Origin of the sequence: Billgrantia bachuensis, from assembly GCF_011742165.1 — a bacterium.
Lineage (GTDB): Bacteria > Pseudomonadota > Gammaproteobacteria > Pseudomonadales > Halomonadaceae > Halomonas > Halomonas bachuensis.
This window is the reverse complement of record NZ_JAAQTO010000004.1, coordinates 110,096-124,176: the sequence shown is the minus strand read 5'-3', so window position 1 is coordinate 124,176 and position 14,081 is coordinate 110,096. Positions and strand designations below refer to the sequence as shown.

The window sequence follows — 14,081 nt, the reverse complement described above, 5'->3', positions numbered from 1 at the left end:
CCGAAAGGCCCCGCAAGTGAAAGAAGGCAGGAGGCACTGCAGGGTCAATCCGTGATGATTATCGGCAATGGTACCTTGGCGATCAATTCCGGTTCTTCCTCCAGCAGGCGGGTCAACTCGTGACGGTGCAGCAGCAGGCCACCGGCAGCAGCATGCGTCAATGCGCTTTCCAGGTCGCCGGCATGGCGCAAGGGCAAGGGGGCGGCTCCTTCGAAAAGCGATGCCAGCCATTCTGTCAACGCCGGTGTGGCTGTCTGCTCCGGGCTGCTGGAGCCTGGCGATGCTGCCAACCAGCGTAACGGGCCACGCTTGACCGCTTGGCGTTCATCCCACAGCAATACCGTACAGGTAGCTTCGAATACCAGTCGGCGGCTGGTGGAGCCGAGCCGGGGTCCCCAATGCTCGCTGGTGCCTGTCTTGCCCAGTACCAACACATCGTCTTTTCTGGCCATGTCCAGAGCAGCGGTGGTCACCTGGCCGCGGCTGACTTCAAGCCGATGGCGCAGGCTGCGCCCGGCCACGGCCCCGGAGAGAGCCTGCCGTACCCGCTGCAGCTGCCGGGCGATACAGACCTCGAGCGAGCCGGACGTGAGCGGCCGAGTCAGCCCGGACTGAGCGCCGATCTCGCAGGAAAAGGGGAAGGCGGCGCAGCGCAGCAGGTCGATATCCTCCACATAGAGTGCAACCAGCTCGGCATGACACTCGCTTGCCAGCTCCACCGCCGCGGCAAGGGCGGCCAGGCTGTGGCGCGAGGCGTCAAGCAGGGCCAGCACCCGTGCCGCCTGGAGCTTTTGCGGATCGTCGGGCAAGGTATCGTCATTCGTCATTGCTGCGTTCCTCGTTGCCCGGGTCGTCTCTAACGTCACCGTCACCGTTACCGTCGCCCTTGTCCGGGCCATAGCGTTTCTTTACCGCTCGATGGAAGGCTTCCAATCGTTCAGCCACCCTGGCATTCAAACTCTCTTCCGGGTAGGCCCCGCCGGCGTCTTGCTCGCCGGGTGCCATACCGGTCAGTAGCTCCAGCGCTTGGTCCAGGTGTTCGATGGCATAGATGCTGAAGTCGCCGGCGGCTATGGCTTCGCGCACCTCACGCTTGAGCATCAAGTGCTCGACATTGGTGGCAGGCAGCAGCACGGCATGCCCCTTCACGCCGCCGCGTGCCTGGCAGATATCGAAGAAACCCTCGATCTTCTCGTTGACCCCGCCCACGGCCTGGACGCGACCATGCTGGTCGATGGAGCCGGTTACCGCCAGGCGCTGGTCGATGCCCACCCGGGCAATGGCCGAAATCAAAGCGCAGGCTTCCGCTACCGACGCGCTGTCGCCTTCGACGCCACCGTAGGATTGTTCGAAGGCAAGGCTGGCGGAGAGCGACAGCGGCACTTCCGGGGCATAGCGGCTGGCCAGGCAGCGCGACAGGATCATGACTCCCTTGGAGTGGATGCGTCCGCCCAGGCGCGCCTCGCGTTCGATATCGACCACATGACCGGGGCCGGGGCGGGCGGTCGCCGTGATTCGGGTCGGCTGGCCAAAGGCGTAATCGCCCATGCTGAGCACCGTGAGGCCATTGACCTGAGCGATTCGCCTTCCCTCGATCTCGATCGCCACTATGCCGCGCGAGATCTGCTCATGGTTGAGCTCATGCAGGCGACTGGCGCGCCACAGTTGCTGCTCGACCGCCTTCTCGACGTGTTCGCGTGAGACTACCTTGGCGCCATCTCGATCCGCCCAGTGGTCGGCCTCCCGTAGCAGGTCGCTCAGCACTCGGTGTCGAGCGACGAGCTTGCCCTGATCGTCGGCCAGCCGGCTGGCGCGCTCGATGATCGCCGCCACGCCGCTGCGATCGAAAGGACGCAGCGCTGCTTCGCGGGCCAGGGTGGCGATCATGCGCGCGTAGAGCGGCTGGTTGCCGTGATTGCGATCCAGTTCGTCCTCCAGATCGGCCTGGACCTTGAACAGCTCGAGGAAGTCGGGGTCGCGCTGGCATAAATGGTAATAGAGATGTCGCTCTCCCAGCAGCACCACTTTCACGTCCAGCGGCACCGGTTCGGGCTCCAACGTGGTGGTGCTGATGAGGCCGTAGGCCTGGTCCAACGACTCGGTGCGAATCTCACCGGCATGCAAGACGCGCTTGAGCGACTCCCAGGCGCCGGCTTGCATCATCAAAGTGCGCGCATCCAGGAGCAGGTAGCCGCCATTGGCTCGGTGAAGGCCGCCGGCACGAATCAGCGAGAAGTCGGTCAATAGGGTGCCGTTGTGTACGTTCTGCTCGATGCGTCCCACCAGATGCGGGTGGGTTGGCAGGTCCACGTAGACTACCGGCGCACCCTCGCAGCTCTGGTTGTCGACGATGAGATTGAGCAGGAAACGGTTGAACACCGACTCCGGCGAAATATCCGGCTCCTCCAGCAGAAACGAGTCGGCATGCTGAAGGATCGCCTGGCGAATCGACGCTAGATGGTCCAGGACACCACTGTGATCGTCGTAGCGCTCCTCCAGTTCGCTCAATGGGGCATCGATCACCGATTGGAGTACGTCCTCGTTCAATGCCTTGATCTGCTCGCGCAGTTGCTTGGCCAAGCGTGGCATCTGACGAATCGCCAGGCTCAGCTTCTTCTGCAGTACTTCCACCGTGCGCTCGATGCGCTCGCGCTCGTCCCGCGGAAGCTTCTCGTATTCGTCCGGTGACATCATCGCGTCACCCTTGGCGGGAGCGAAAGTGAAGCCATTGGGAGTGGAAATCAGCAGAATGTCGTGCTCGCGTGCCTCGCGGCGTACCGCCTCGATGGCGTCGCGCTGGCGTTCGCCCATCGCCTGCTTCAGTTCGTGCAAGCGGTTCTGGTACTCGTCGCCCTCGAATAGGGCGGGTATGGCCGTACGCAACTCCTCGACCAGTTGCTCGATATCGGCGCGAAGCACGCGTCCCATGCCTGAAGGCAACAGCAGGTGGCGTGGACGCGAGGGGTCGTCGAAGTTATAGCGATAGGCGATGTCGGGAGGCGAGGGCTCGTCGCGTGAACGCTTGGTGAGGAAGCGTTCCACCATCTGGTGCTTGCCGTGGCCGGGATGGCCGAGCACGTAGAGGTTGAAGCCTTCACTGCGCATCGCAGTGCCGAAGTCCAGCGCATCGCGAGCGCGCTCGTGGCTGGTGAGCATGTCCAATGTTTCCAGCTCGCTGGTAACCTCGAAGTCGAAGGCATCCTCGGGGCAGGCAAGATAGACCTGCGTGGCGGTCAAGGGCTCCAGGGGTTTCACCAAGCGTTCTCCTTATTCGCTAATACAGCCTAGTATGGCGAATAGCGACCCATACTGCATGATGCAGGTCAAAGGGTAGGCCAGGCCGCACGGCGGTGAACGGGAGAGGAATATTGATGTGGATTGCCATAGGTATTGCCCTGGGAAGCGCCATCGGCAGTATGCTGGGTAATCTTCCCCTGGGCATTGGTATTGGCGTAGCGCTCGGCATCGGCTTGCAAGCCGCACAAGGCCCGAAGGAGTAGCGGCAATGTATTTGTCACCATCGGCTTACCAAGAGGAGCCATCATGACCTTTACCTTCTGGTTCGATTTCGCCAGCACTTACTCCTACCCAGCCGCGATGCGGCTCGAGCACGAGGCCGCCGAGCGTGACATCGAGGTGCACTGGCAGCCCTTCCTGCTGGGGCCGATCTTCCAGGCCCAAGGGTTGAACGACACGCCCTTCAATCTCTACCCGGCCAAGGGGCGCTACATGTGGCGGGATGTCGAGCGCCTGTGCGAGCGCGATGGCATCCGCTTCCGCCGCCCTTCGCAATTTCCCCGCAACGGCCTGCTGGCGGCACGTATCGCCAACTGGCACGCCGAGGAGGAGTGGGTGCCTGCATTCGTACGCAGTGTCTACCGCGCCAATTTCGAGCACGACGAGGACATCGCCGACCACCGGGTCATCGCCAACTGCCTGGCGGAACTCAAGCTCGACGCCGCCTTCCTGCTGGAGGAGGGCCAGCGGCCCGAAGCCAAGGAAGCACTGCGCGATGCCACGGCCCAGGCCCAGGCGCTAGGCATCTTCGGTGCGCCGTTCTTCATGGCCGGCGACGAGCCGTTCTGGGGCTACGACCGCATGGAGCAGGCGCTGGAATGGCATGAGTCTTCAAGCCCTGCCTGATATCGTTGCCTGGCCAGGCCCCGTTCCCGCGAAGAACCGGCGTGGTCATGCATGTTGATTCCTAAGGAGAGAAATCGATGAACGCCAGCAAGATATTGCAGCAGCTGATGCAGCAGGCCGGTGGCCAGAGCGGTAACCGGAATAGCGGGGGCGTGGATGTGAAAGGCATGCTCGACGGCCTGACCCGCCAACTGGGAGGCGGCTCGTCGGGCCAGGCGTCGGCCGGCGGCGGTGGCGTGGATGTGAAGAGCCTGCTGGGTGGCGGCGCCATGGGGCTGCTGGTCGGCTCCAAGCGCGGTCGCAAGCTCGGCGGCAAGGCGCTCAAGTATGGCGCGATCGCAGCGGTCGGCATGCTGGCCTGGAAAGCCTGGCAGAACTCTCAAAGCTCTTCCCAGAACGCACAAGGCTCGCAGGACAAGAGCGGCCAGACGGCCGCCAGTGGGGCCGAGGGGGCGCGGGTCGAAGAGTTGGAAGGCGAGTACCAGGAGCGCCGCAGTCTCGAGCTGCTGCAAGCCATGATCATGGCCGCCCGTGCCGATGGGCATATCGATGCGCAGGAGCGCGAGCTGATTACCCAGCAGATCGACGCCCTGGGCGCCGACGACGAGCTGCACCGCTGGGTCGAGCAGCAGCTCAGCGCCCCGCTGGATGCCGAAGCGCTGGCGCGTCAGGCGGATTCACCCCAGGCGGCGCGCGAAATGTACCTGATCAGCGTGGCGGTAATCGACGAGCAGAACCCCATGGAACGGGCCTGGCTCGATCAGTTGGCCAAGGCGCTGAAGCTTCCGGCCGAACTTGCCGGGGAGCTGGAGCATCAGGCGCAGCAGGCCGGTTAGAAACGCGGTTCCGGTTCGCTTCAGCGGTAGCGGAAGATCCGCAGCGAGGGCAGGTAGGGATGTTCTTCCAGCTTCTCGTCGCTGCGCCGTGCCCGGGTGCGGCTCTGTGGCGGGGCGGCCGGAGGCAGGTTGTGGTCGGGCAGGCGTCCACGTGGTGCGGGCAGGAAAAGCGGTAGCGCCACGTTCATGGCGCGGCGGCTACGGCCGTCTTCCAGCGGCTCGCAATAGAACAGGTTGGCGCGCATCAAGGGCGCCTGGCTCTGCACCTGGGCCAACGGCTCGCTCGAAGGCAGGGCGGCCAGCTTGCGTAGCTGAATGCGCACATGGGGCGCATCGCTATCCAGCGCCAGCAGTTTCTTTTCTACCTCGCGTACCGTCAGGCGCTTGATCGAGCGGCCGCTCGAGTACCAGGCCAGGCGGACCCGGGCCACCGGCGCCTCGGCCACGGGAATGGCTCGCCAGCACTGCTTGAGGTGCAGCCGCGCCAGGCCGCTGCCGCGCAGGTGGTCGTGCAGCTGTGGGTGACGGAAAGGCAGCACCGCCTTGGCCTCGGCCAGCAGCGGAGGATCCTCGGCCTTGATGCGTGCCAGCTGTTCGGCGAATTCGGCCTTGGCTGCATTCACCTCGACCACTCTGGCCATCAGCGCTTCATCGGCAGCCACCAATCCGACGTGGCTACGGGTGGCGCGGCCGTCCTGGCCGTCGGTGTACCAGAAATCGAGCAAGGCACGGCGCAGCCACTCGGTGCTGGCTTCGGCCTGGAAGGCCCAGGCCTCGGCGGGCGAAGCGGCATAGGCCTCGAGCAGCCCCTCGGTGCGCTCGATCAGCATATCGAAGGCGACCTCCAGTTCGGCCAGAAGCCGATAGGTCGGGGCCGGCGCCAGGTTCACCGATCTTCGCCCCGGTCGGCGCGGGCCAGCCACTCATCGATGTTGCTCTCGTCGAGTGCCGGCTCACCGGCAATACGGTGCGACTCGTCGGCCCAGGCGCCCAGGTCGATCAGCTTGCAGCGCTCGCTGCAGAAGGGACGGTAGGGGTTCTTCTCGCTCCACTCCACCTTCTTCTGGCATTGCGGGCAGGCGACGGTCAGGGGGCGTTGGTTGTGTTGGCTCATGAATCCGCAGCGGTTGGTGGCTTTCCGCCCATTCTAGCGTTTATGGGCGATCGTGTGGGCTATCGGCTGGCCGCCATTTCACGGTAGCGCCGATCCAGCTCGGCGACCTGGGCAGCAAGATCTTCCTCGCTGCCGCTGTTGTCGATCACGTCGTCAGCTCGGGCCAGGCGCTCGCTGCGTGGCATCTGAGCGGCCACGATGGCGCGGGCCTGGGCTTCGTCGACATCGTCGCGGGTGGCGGTGCGGGCGAACTGCAGGCTCTCCGGCACGTCGATCACCAGGCAACGGTCGACCATCTCGCTCTGGCCCGATTCGAACAGCAGCGGCGAGACCAGTAGCACGTAGGGTGCCCCCTCGGCCTGCAGGCGCTCCAGGTGCGCGACGATGCGCTGGCGAATGCGCGGGTGGGTGACCGACTCGAGCCAGAGGCGCTCACTCGGGGCGGCGAATACGATCTCACGCAGCGCGCGACGATTCAGGCTGCCATCGGCCTGCAAAACATGCCCGCCGAAGCGCTCGGCAATCTCGGCCAGCGCCGGCTCACCCGGCTCCACCACTTCGCGGGCCACGTCATCGGCATCCACCCAGGGTACGCCCAGCACCGCGAAGGCCCGCGCCACGGTGCTCTTGCCGGAAGCGATGCCGCCCGTTACACCGACGATCAAAACAGGTGCTCCCTTGTCAGGTACTTCCTCACATGGCTCTCCCAATTAAAACGCCATGCCGACATAGGCGGCCATCAGCGGCTCGCCCACCAGCAGCGCGATCCAACCGGCGCTGGCCAGGTAGGGCCCGAAGGGCATCGGTGCACCGCGCAGGCGGGGCAGGGCGAGCTGGATGGCGATACCCACGATGGCACCCACGCCGGCGGAAAGAATCAGCACCATCGGCAGGTACTGCCAACCCAGCCAGGCGCCCAGGGCCGCCAGCAGCTTGAAGTCGCCGTAGCCCATGCCTTCTTTGCCGGTTACCAGCTTGAACAGCCAGTAGACGCTCCACAGGGCGAGATAGCCTGCCATGGCGCCAATTACCGCACTGGACAGCATCAATGGATGGAACAATAACTGGTAGAGCAGGCCGGCCCACAGCAGCGGCAGGGTCATCATGTCCGGCAGCAGTTGGGTACGCAGGTCGATCACGGCCAGGGCCAGCAGCGCCAGGCAGGCACCGAAGACGAACAGGCCCTGCCAGGTGGCCCCGTAAAGCGTCAGCACGGCCAGCGCCAGGCCGGCACCGGCCAGCTCCACCAACGGATACTGCGGACTGATGCGCGCTTCACAGGCGGCACAGCGGCCGCGTCGCTTGAACCAGCCGATGACCGGCAGGTTGTCGTGCCAGGTAATCGGCGTCTCGCACTGGGGACAGATCGAGCGCGGCACCAGCAGGTTGAAGCGGGGTGACTCCTCTTCGGGCAGCTCCAGCGCCTCGCGGGCCTCGGCCCGCCAGCCCAGCATCAGCATGACCGGCAGGCGCACGATTACCACGTTGAGGAAGCTGCCCAGGCAAAGACCCAGCACGGCCACAAGTGGCCAGAGGATGGCGGGGGGGAGGTCAATCAATGTCGTTCCTTATCAAGCAGCCTCACTCTTGAGCAAAGGCCATGCACCTTGCTTGGAGGCGTCCAAAATCACTATCTCTACCAAAGTGCCATCCTCGGCATAGCTGACATGTGTATTCCAGTCCTGAGACATTTCCTTCGCTATGGGCTTGTCCGAAAGATGGAGTACAAGGATGTCATCAGCTTCATCGTATGTAGTTCTCATCTGCTACTCCTCCCAGCAGAAGTGATGCATGATCGTTTTGACGACTAGTTTATCCTCAAGCACAACTGCTGCACAGATCAGGTTATCTTGCCTGTCGGCGACGCTCATTGCGATCCAGAGCCGCTCTGAATCTTTATAGCGAGTCTCTCCCTTCTCCAATAGCTCAGTTAATAACGCTCTGTTTATTCTGCGCTCAGCCATGCGCTCGCTGGCATGGCGCGTAACATGAACGTAGCGTGCAAACCGCTGACAATACAGTGCTTTGCTCACAGCACAGTGCCCAACTCGAAGATCGGCAGGTACATCGAGACCACCAGGCCGCCGACCAGTATCCCCAGCACCACGATGATCAGCGGCTCCAGCAGCGAGGTGAGGGCGTCGACCTTGTTGTCGACCTCTTCCTCGTAATAGTCGGCCACGCGGTTGAGCATGGCGTCCAGCGCGCCGGACTCCTCGCCGATGCCCACCATCTGCACCGCCAGCGCGGGGAAGCGCTCGGTCAGGCGCATGGCGAAATGGAGCTGCTGGCCGGTGGCGACGTCCTCGCGGATCTGCCGTGTGGCGCGCTCGTAAACCAGGTTGCCGGTAGCCCCGGCAGCGATGTCCAGCGCTTCCACCATGGGCACGCCGGCACCGTATGTAGTCGCCAGGGTCCGGGAATAGCGTGCCACGGCGGATTTATCGAAGATATCGCCCAGCACCGGTACCTTGAGCAGGAACGCATGCACGCGATAGGCGAAAGCCGGTGAGCGCTTGATGCCCTGGCGCAACAGGTAGACGAAGGCGATCATCCCGCCCAGGCCCCACAACCAGTACTGTTGGGCGAATTCGGAAAGGGCGATGGTCATGCGGGTCATGGCCGGCAGTTCGGCGCCGAAACCGTGGAACAAGCTCTCGAATTGCGGTACCACCTTGATCAGCAGCAGCGCTGTGACGCCGACCCCCACCAGGATCACCGCTATGGGATACCACAGCGCCTTCTTCACCCGGCCCTTGAGCGACTCCACCTTCTCCTTGTATACGGCGATACGATCGAGCATGCGGTCCAACGAGCCGGAACTCTCACCCGCTTCCACCAGGTTGCAGAACAGGCTATCGAACTGCTCGGGGTGATTGCGCAGCGCCTGGGAGAAGCTCGAGCCGGCCGCCACCTCGTTCATCATCTGCTGTACCACGGCGCTCATGGCCGGCTTGCGAATGCTCTCGGCCACTACCTGGAACGCCTGCAGCACCGGTACACCGGCACGAATCATAGTGGCCATCTGGCGGGCGAAAAGCATCACGTCCCTGGGCTTGATGGTGCCCATACCGCCGGTGAGCCCGCCTTTGCGGCGCACGTTCTTGACGATGATGTTCTGGTTGGCCAGCTCGCGTTCCACCTCGAACTTCTCGGCGGCCACTACCTCACCGCTGACCAGGCGCCCGCCAGGACCCTTGCCCGTCCAACGCCAGCGGTACAGTTTCAGCTTCTTTGGCGCTCTTGCCGTTCTGGTTGCCATAGATTCCCTGCTGCTTGGTTAAGTCTCTTATAGCTTTGACGTCTGGCGCATCAAATTGCCGAGCGATTCGCTCGCGCAGGCATTAGTCAATCCTTTGTGATCCGATTCACCTCGGTCAGGCTCGTAACCCCCTGCATCACCTTCAATAGCCCGCTGCGGCGCAGGTCCGGGTGGCCCTCCTGGCGAGCCAGGCTATCAAAGTCCATCGAATTGCCGTTGCGCATGATCAACTGGCTCATGGCCGTGCTGATCGGGACCACTTCATAGATCCCCACCCGGCCCTTGTAGCCATGGGTGCAGTGCTTGCAGCCTACTGCTTCATACACCGTGGCGTCACCCACCTCCTGTTCGGTGAAGCCTTCCTGCAGCAGCACCTCGCGGGGAAGCTCCGCCTCCTGGCGGCAGTGCTTGCACAGCCGGCGGGCCAGGCGCTGGGCAATGATCAGGCTCACGGAGCTGGCAATGTTGAAGGGCGGCACACCCATATTGGCCAGGCGGGTGAGAGTTTCCGCGGCAGAGTTGGTATGTACCGTGGAGAGCACCAGGTGGCCGGTCTGCGATGCCTTCACCGCAATCTCGGCGGTCTCCAGGTCGCGGATCTCACCCACCATCACCACGTCCGGATCCTGGCGCAGGAAGGCGCGCAGGGCGCTGGCGAAATCCAGGCCGATCTTGGGCAGTACGTTGACCTGGTTGACCCCCGGCACCTTGATCTCCACCGGATCTTCGGCGGTACAGATGTTGCGCTGCACCTCGTTGAGGATGTTCAGCCCGGTATAGAGCGTAACCGTCTTGCCGCTACCGGTAGGGCCGGTAACCAGGATCATGCCCTGGGGGTGGTCCAGCACGCCTTCGTACAGGGCGCGCTGCTCCGGGGTGAAGCCCAACGCATCGATGCCGATCTGCGCCGAGGCGGGGTCGAGTATACGCAGCACGATCTTCTCGCCGTACACGGTAGGCAGCGAGTTCACGCGGAAATCGATCGAGCGAGTCTTCGTTACCTTCAGCTTGATCGCGCCATCCTGCGGCAGGCGGCGTTCGGAAATATCCAGCCGCGCCATTACCTTCAGGCGCGCGGCGATGCGCGAACGCATGGCGAAGGGGGGGCGTGCCGATTCCATCAGCATGCCGTCCACGCGCATGCGCACACGGTAGCTGGTCTCGTAGGGTTCGAAATGGATGTCAGAGGCACCGCGACGAATGGCATCCAGCAGAACCTTGTTGACGAACTTGACGATCGGCGCATCGTCGGCACCGCTCAGGGCGGCATCGTTGGCACGCTCATCGCTGAGGTCGACGCCTTCGCCAAATTCCAGCTCGCTTACCGCGTCGTCGACCCCTGCCAGCTCGTCCATCATGCTGGATTCGTGCTGGGCCAGGTAGGCCTCGAGTACCGGCATCAACTGATCCACCGGACACAGCACGGCTTCGATGCTCAGGCCGGTGGCGAACTGCAGCTCGTCGAGCAGGGCCAGGGTGGAAGGGTAAGGCACCGCAACGGTCAGCCGGTGGCCGCGGCGATTGAGCGGCACCACGCACAGCTTGCGCAGCAGCTTTTCGGGATATTCGTTTGCCGGGGGCAGGCTCGCCAGGCGCAGCGCGTCCAGATCGACCAAGGGCAGGCCATACTCCCAGGCAGCGCACAGCGTACCCTGGCGTGCCGTGACCAGACCGGCCTCAACCACATGCTGCAGCAGGCTGGTCTCCGCCTCGCGCGCCTCATGCTCCGCCCGCTCGGCCGCCGCGCGTGAAAGTAGCCCGTACTCCACCAACCTGCGAGCGAAACCGCGAAGGCCCCCGGTATCGGTTGCGCGCTGCTGGCTGGCATCCCCACTGGCTGAACCGTGGGCACCGGCCGGTGCCGTTCGATAGTCGTTCATGGCGCCTCAGGCAAAGCCCGCAAGGGCGGTGAGCGATAAGTTACCCGCATTCTAGACCGTTGGTGGGGGCGTTCACAGCCAGGCTGACAAACGCCATACCAACTGGTATTAATTTAATCATGGCTTATTCTGAGGTTGACTCCTACCTACGTAGGTAGCGCTTGCGGGGTAGAGGCTGAGTCATCTAATGTAGGCTTCAAGGCTCTGGATAGCCGCGAAGAAGGGCGCGAACTCAGGCATTTACGACAAAAAGCTTGAGGAGACCCAGCAAGGGGACGGGCAAGGCCCCATAGGCCGAGCCACGATACACGCGGTGACCGTGCCGCAGGTGCAAACCGCCCAAGGCTGCCGAGAGCGGCCAACGGGCACCAAAGAGCAGGGGACGACTGCGATGAGTATGAGAGAAATGATGCAAAAACGAGCAGCCGCCAAGCAGGGACAGGGCGGTTTCACCTTGATCGAGCTGCTGATCGTGGTAGCGATCATCGGCATTCTGGCGGCGATTGCGATTCCGCAGTATCAGAGTTATACAGAAAGATCGGCTAATAACGCTTGTGATATTGAGTCAAAAGCGTTTGCTAATTCGGTCCTGGCGGCTCTCTATAGTAATGACACCCCACCTGCGGCACCTACTGGAGCAGCATGCACCTACTCTGGATATGACCCCACGACTGTAGCTATTGGTGACTCATTCACTGCCAGCCCTGTTGCACCTGGAGACACAACTATAACTTTCACATTACAGCTTGGTACCTGATAACCCGAATTTTTTAGGCCGGCTTGTGCCGGCCTTTTTTTATTGGAAGTTAATGACGGACGCTTAGTGTAAATATTATCTTATTTTATGTGATAAATAATTAAGTCAAAGGGTGACCTTCGTCTAAGCTTCGTGTAAAGTTGTGTATCCAATGCGTAGCCAAATGTCACTGGGGGTGGCGATGGCAGGTACACAACAGCAGCAACAGGGGGCCGCGCTTGTCGTAGTGCTGTCCATGCTGAGCATATCGTTGATGCTGGGCCTGTCAGGTATCAGCGGTAGTCTGGTCAATGAGCGGCTGGCTGGTAACTACCGCGCATCGGTCATGGCACAGAACGAAGCGGAAGCCGGGCTATACGCCTTCAACGGTGAGCTTCGCAGCGCGATAGATGCGCTCAATACCGGCCAGCCTCCCAACCCTCCCGTGTTCAATGCCAATCCCACCACTTTCGTTGCGGACCTGCGTAGTGCCGCCGTACAAGCGCGGAATGCGGCTACCCCTGAGCAGGCACAGGCTGCCCTGAATGGTGCCCTTCCCGGCACTTGGTCGGCAGAAGGCTCGATTTCAACCAATGGCCGCTATCGTTGGCGCCTCATGCCGGCTCTGCCGGAAGACGATGTTCTACTGGCGGGGCAGGCTGGCATACGCATCGAAAGCGAGGGGTATTTTGGCAATGCCGCCGATGAGGCCATACGCACGGCGACTGCGCTTGTCGCCATACCGATGCCGCCACCGCCGGGTTCGCGTGGATTGATGAGCTGCGAGGGCGTTCAGGTGAAAGGCAGCGGTATCATCGATAGCTATGACTCGCGCGAGGGAGCCTATGGCGGCAGCAATGCCCAGCGCAGCAATGTCGTGGTCGGTACCCAGACCGAGGGGGCCGAAGTCAGAGTGACCGGTGCCTCGCCGATTTACGGTGAGGTAGCAGCGAGCGGAACTTTCTCGACGAATGGTTCAGGCGCCGTGCATGGAAACGTCAAGGCAAACGACACGATAAGCATCAGCGGTGGCGGCTCCAACATATACGGTAATGTGACGGGCCTCGGCGACGTGGCGATTACCAGTAGCGGCACCGTGCATGGCGACGTGCAGGCGGCCGGCACGCTGACGCTGGGCAACTGGAGTTCGCGCATCGAAGGCGATGCCCTGGTTTCAGCGGTGAATTCGGTGCGTACCGCTGCCGATCAGGTGGGTGGGGTGCTCGACGCCGATAGTGGCGGCCCGCAGGGGCTGACGCCTGTGTTCTCGGTGTCGTCGCCGGAGGAGTGTGACGTACCGGTACAGGTTGGTTGGTACGCCGAGTATCTGGCCCAGGTTGCGACCTCTTCGGGGGAGCTCGACATGAAAGGGGCAGGTCGCAATATCGTTCTTGATGCCAGTGGGCTGCATGATCCCAGCGGCAAGGTGTCGGACATAGGTACTCCGCAGCAGTACCAGGGCAAATCCATCGTAAGGTTCGATTCCCTCAAGCTAGCAGGCAGTGCCAACTTCCATATCGGCAGTGCCGGCAACCCGGTCGATATGGTCATGGTGGTTACCGGGAATATCGATATCGGCGGAGGCGGTTCGTTTCGAATCGCCGAAGGAAGTAGCCTTACTATCGTAACGGCCGGTGAGTTCAAGCTGGCCAGCGCTATCGAGGTGGGCGATGGCAAGCCTACCCGAGTCGATATGAATGGCAACGTAAGCCCGATTCTCTCAGTGATCTCCGTCCACGACGATACTTCACATGGTGGGTCCGGCGTGTTTCTCGGTGGTGCTTCGAACTTCTACGGCCAGATCATCGCGCCCCATTCTCATGTCGAGGTTGCTGGAAGCGGGCAGTTCTATGGCGAAGTCGTCGGCAGAAGTATCGAGGTAAAGGGTGCCGGCGGGTTTCACTACGATGAAGCATTCGACGATACCGAAGGCGGTGTTGGCGGCGGAGGGCCGACGGCAATGCCGCGTATAGAAGGAATCTGGGTAGGGTAAGGCTGCCTCAAGCTATATTCTGTGACGCTGCACAAAGCACCTGAAAGTGCCGTTTCGTTGCACGCTCGCTGCGCATTTCCTGTCTAGGCTGGAAGCAAGTCGGGTACAGGAGGTCAG

Annotated in this window: 15 protein-coding genes; 4 read left to right on the top strand and 11 right to left on the bottom strand. The window is 62.4% G+C overall.

Annotated elements, in window-relative coordinates; genetic code table 11:
• Positions 1 to 44: 44 nt before the first annotated feature.
• The 3 genes from HBJ55_RS01980 to HBJ55_RS01970 all read right to left on the bottom strand — a co-directional run bounded on the left by HBJ55_RS01980 (position 45) and on the right by HBJ55_RS01970 (position 3,545).
• On the bottom strand, positions 45 to 827 hold the full coding sequence (locus HBJ55_RS01980) for an adenine nucleotide alpha hydrolase family protein (protein WP_167110498.1): 783 nt from the start codon (positions 825 to 827) through the stop codon (positions 45 to 47).
• Positions 817 to 3,255, bottom strand: coding sequence for a Lon protease family protein (locus tag HBJ55_RS01975; protein ID WP_338071954.1), 2,439 nt, complete (start codon positions 3,253 to 3,255; stop codon positions 817 to 819). Before HBJ55_RS01975 ends, HBJ55_RS01980 begins: the two co-directional genes overlap by 11 nt.
• A 68-nt stretch (positions 3,256 to 3,323) precedes the next feature.
• Positions 3,324 to 3,545: a hypothetical protein gene (locus HBJ55_RS01970; RefSeq protein ID WP_167110494.1), complete on the bottom strand. Its 222-nt coding sequence runs from the start codon at positions 3,543 to 3,545 to the stop codon at positions 3,324 to 3,326.
• Here HBJ55_RS01970 and HBJ55_RS01965 point away from each other — a divergent pair.
• Complete coding sequence (locus HBJ55_RS01965; protein WP_167110492.1) at positions 3,544 to 4,143, top strand: 2-hydroxychromene-2-carboxylate isomerase; 600 nt, start codon at positions 3,544 to 3,546, stop codon at positions 4,141 to 4,143. The two genes, HBJ55_RS01970 and HBJ55_RS01965, sit on opposite strands and share 2 nt — an antisense overlap.
• Before the next feature lie 77 nt (positions 4,144 to 4,220).
• Positions 4,221 to 4,979 carry a tellurite resistance TerB family protein gene (locus HBJ55_RS01960; RefSeq protein WP_167110490.1) on the top strand — a complete coding sequence of 253 codons (759 nt, stop codon included), beginning with the start codon at positions 4,221 to 4,223 and terminating at the stop codon, positions 4,977 to 4,979.
• 20 nt (positions 4,980 to 4,999) lie between these two features.
• On the opposite strand, the gene HBJ55_RS01955 is transcribed toward HBJ55_RS01960, so the two are convergent.
• The 8 genes from HBJ55_RS01955 to pilB all read right to left on the bottom strand — a co-directional run bounded on the left by HBJ55_RS01955 (position 5,000) and on the right by pilB (position 11,235).
• On the bottom strand, positions 5,000 to 5,863 hold the full coding sequence (locus HBJ55_RS01955) for a DNA replication terminus site-binding protein (protein ID WP_422674163.1): 864 nt from the start codon (positions 5,861 to 5,863) through the stop codon (positions 5,000 to 5,002).
• Positions 5,864 to 5,865: 2 nt separating this feature from the next.
• Positions 5,866 to 6,093: a DNA gyrase inhibitor YacG gene (gene yacG, locus HBJ55_RS01950; RefSeq protein ID WP_167110488.1), complete on the bottom strand. Its 228-nt coding sequence runs from the start codon at positions 6,091 to 6,093 to the stop codon at positions 5,866 to 5,868.
• Between the two features lie 59 nt (positions 6,094 to 6,152).
• The gene (gene coaE, locus HBJ55_RS01945) at positions 6,153 to 6,758 is read right to left on the bottom strand and encodes a dephospho-CoA kinase (protein ID WP_167110486.1); all 606 of its coding nucleotides are present in this window, start codon (positions 6,756 to 6,758) and stop codon (positions 6,153 to 6,155) included.
• A gap of 45 nt (positions 6,759 to 6,803) precedes the next feature.
• Positions 6,804 to 7,649 carry a prepilin peptidase gene (locus HBJ55_RS01940; protein WP_167110662.1) on the bottom strand — a complete coding sequence of 282 codons (846 nt, stop codon included), beginning with the start codon at positions 7,647 to 7,649 and terminating at the stop codon, positions 6,804 to 6,806.
• A gap of 15 nt (positions 7,650 to 7,664) precedes the next feature.
• Complete coding sequence (locus tag HBJ55_RS01935) at positions 7,665 to 7,856, bottom strand: DUF2283 domain-containing protein (protein WP_167110484.1); 192 nt, start codon at positions 7,854 to 7,856, stop codon at positions 7,665 to 7,667.
• A gap of 3 nt (positions 7,857 to 7,859) precedes the next feature.
• Positions 7,860 to 8,126 (bottom strand): DUF4258 domain-containing protein, encoded by a 267-nt coding sequence (locus HBJ55_RS01930; RefSeq protein WP_338071953.1) that lies wholly within the window; start codon positions 8,124 to 8,126, stop codon positions 7,860 to 7,862.
• On the bottom strand, positions 8,123 to 9,355 hold the full coding sequence (locus HBJ55_RS01925; protein ID WP_167110482.1) for a type II secretion system F family protein: 1,233 nt from the start codon (positions 9,353 to 9,355) through the stop codon (positions 8,123 to 8,125). Before HBJ55_RS01925 ends, HBJ55_RS01930 begins: the two co-directional genes overlap by 4 nt.
• An 86-nt stretch (positions 9,356 to 9,441) precedes the next feature.
• A complete protein-coding gene (pilB, locus tag HBJ55_RS01920; RefSeq protein WP_167110479.1) occupies positions 9,442 to 11,235 on the bottom strand; it encodes a type IV-A pilus assembly ATPase PilB in 1,794 nt (597 codons plus the stop codon).
• Between the two features lie 313 nt (positions 11,236 to 11,548).
• On the opposite strand from pilB, the gene HBJ55_RS22675 reads away from it, so the two are divergent.
• Both HBJ55_RS22675 and HBJ55_RS01910 read left to right on the top strand, forming a co-directional pair.
• Entirely contained in the window at positions 11,549 to 11,992 is a 444-nt protein-coding gene (locus HBJ55_RS22675; protein WP_422674162.1) for a type IV pilin protein, read from the top strand.
• A 181-nt stretch (positions 11,993 to 12,173) separates the two neighbouring features.
• Entirely contained in the window at positions 12,174 to 13,964 is a 1,791-nt protein-coding gene (locus tag HBJ55_RS01910) for a DUF7305 domain-containing protein (protein ID WP_167110477.1), read from the top strand.
• The last annotated feature ends 117 nt before the right edge of the window (positions 13,965 to 14,081 follow it).

Bases quoted from the DNA above. Each gene is read 5' to 3' on its own strand.
- yacG (WP_167110488.1), bottom strand. From the start codon at position 6,093: ATGAGCCAACACAACCAACGCCCCCTGACCGTCGCCTGCCCGCAATGC.
- HBJ55_RS01925 (WP_167110482.1), bottom strand. From the start codon at position 9,355: ATGGCAACCAGAACGGCAAGAGCGCCAAAGAAGCTGAAACTGTACCGC.
- HBJ55_RS01960 (WP_167110490.1), top strand. From the start codon at position 4,221: ATGAACGCCAGCAAGATATTGCAGCAGCTGATGCAGCAGGCCGGTGGC.
- HBJ55_RS01980 (WP_167110498.1), bottom strand. From the start codon at position 827: ATGACGAATGACGATACCTTGCCCGACGATCCGCAAAAGCTCCAGGCG.
- HBJ55_RS01935 (WP_167110484.1), bottom strand. From the start codon at position 7,856: ATGAGAACTACATACGATGAAGCTGATGACATCCTTGTACTCCATCTT.
- HBJ55_RS01910 (WP_167110477.1), top strand. From the start codon at position 12,174: ATGGCAGGTACACAACAGCAGCAACAGGGGGCCGCGCTTGTCGTAGTG.
- pilB (WP_167110479.1), bottom strand. From the start codon at position 11,235: ATGAACGACTATCGAACGGCACCGGCCGGTGCCCACGGTTCAGCCAGT.
- HBJ55_RS01970 (WP_167110494.1), bottom strand. From the start codon at position 3,545: ATGATGGCTCCTCTTGGTAAGCCGATGGTGACAAATACATTGCCGCTA.
- HBJ55_RS01965 (WP_167110492.1), top strand. From the start codon at position 3,544: ATGACCTTTACCTTCTGGTTCGATTTCGCCAGCACTTACTCCTACCCA.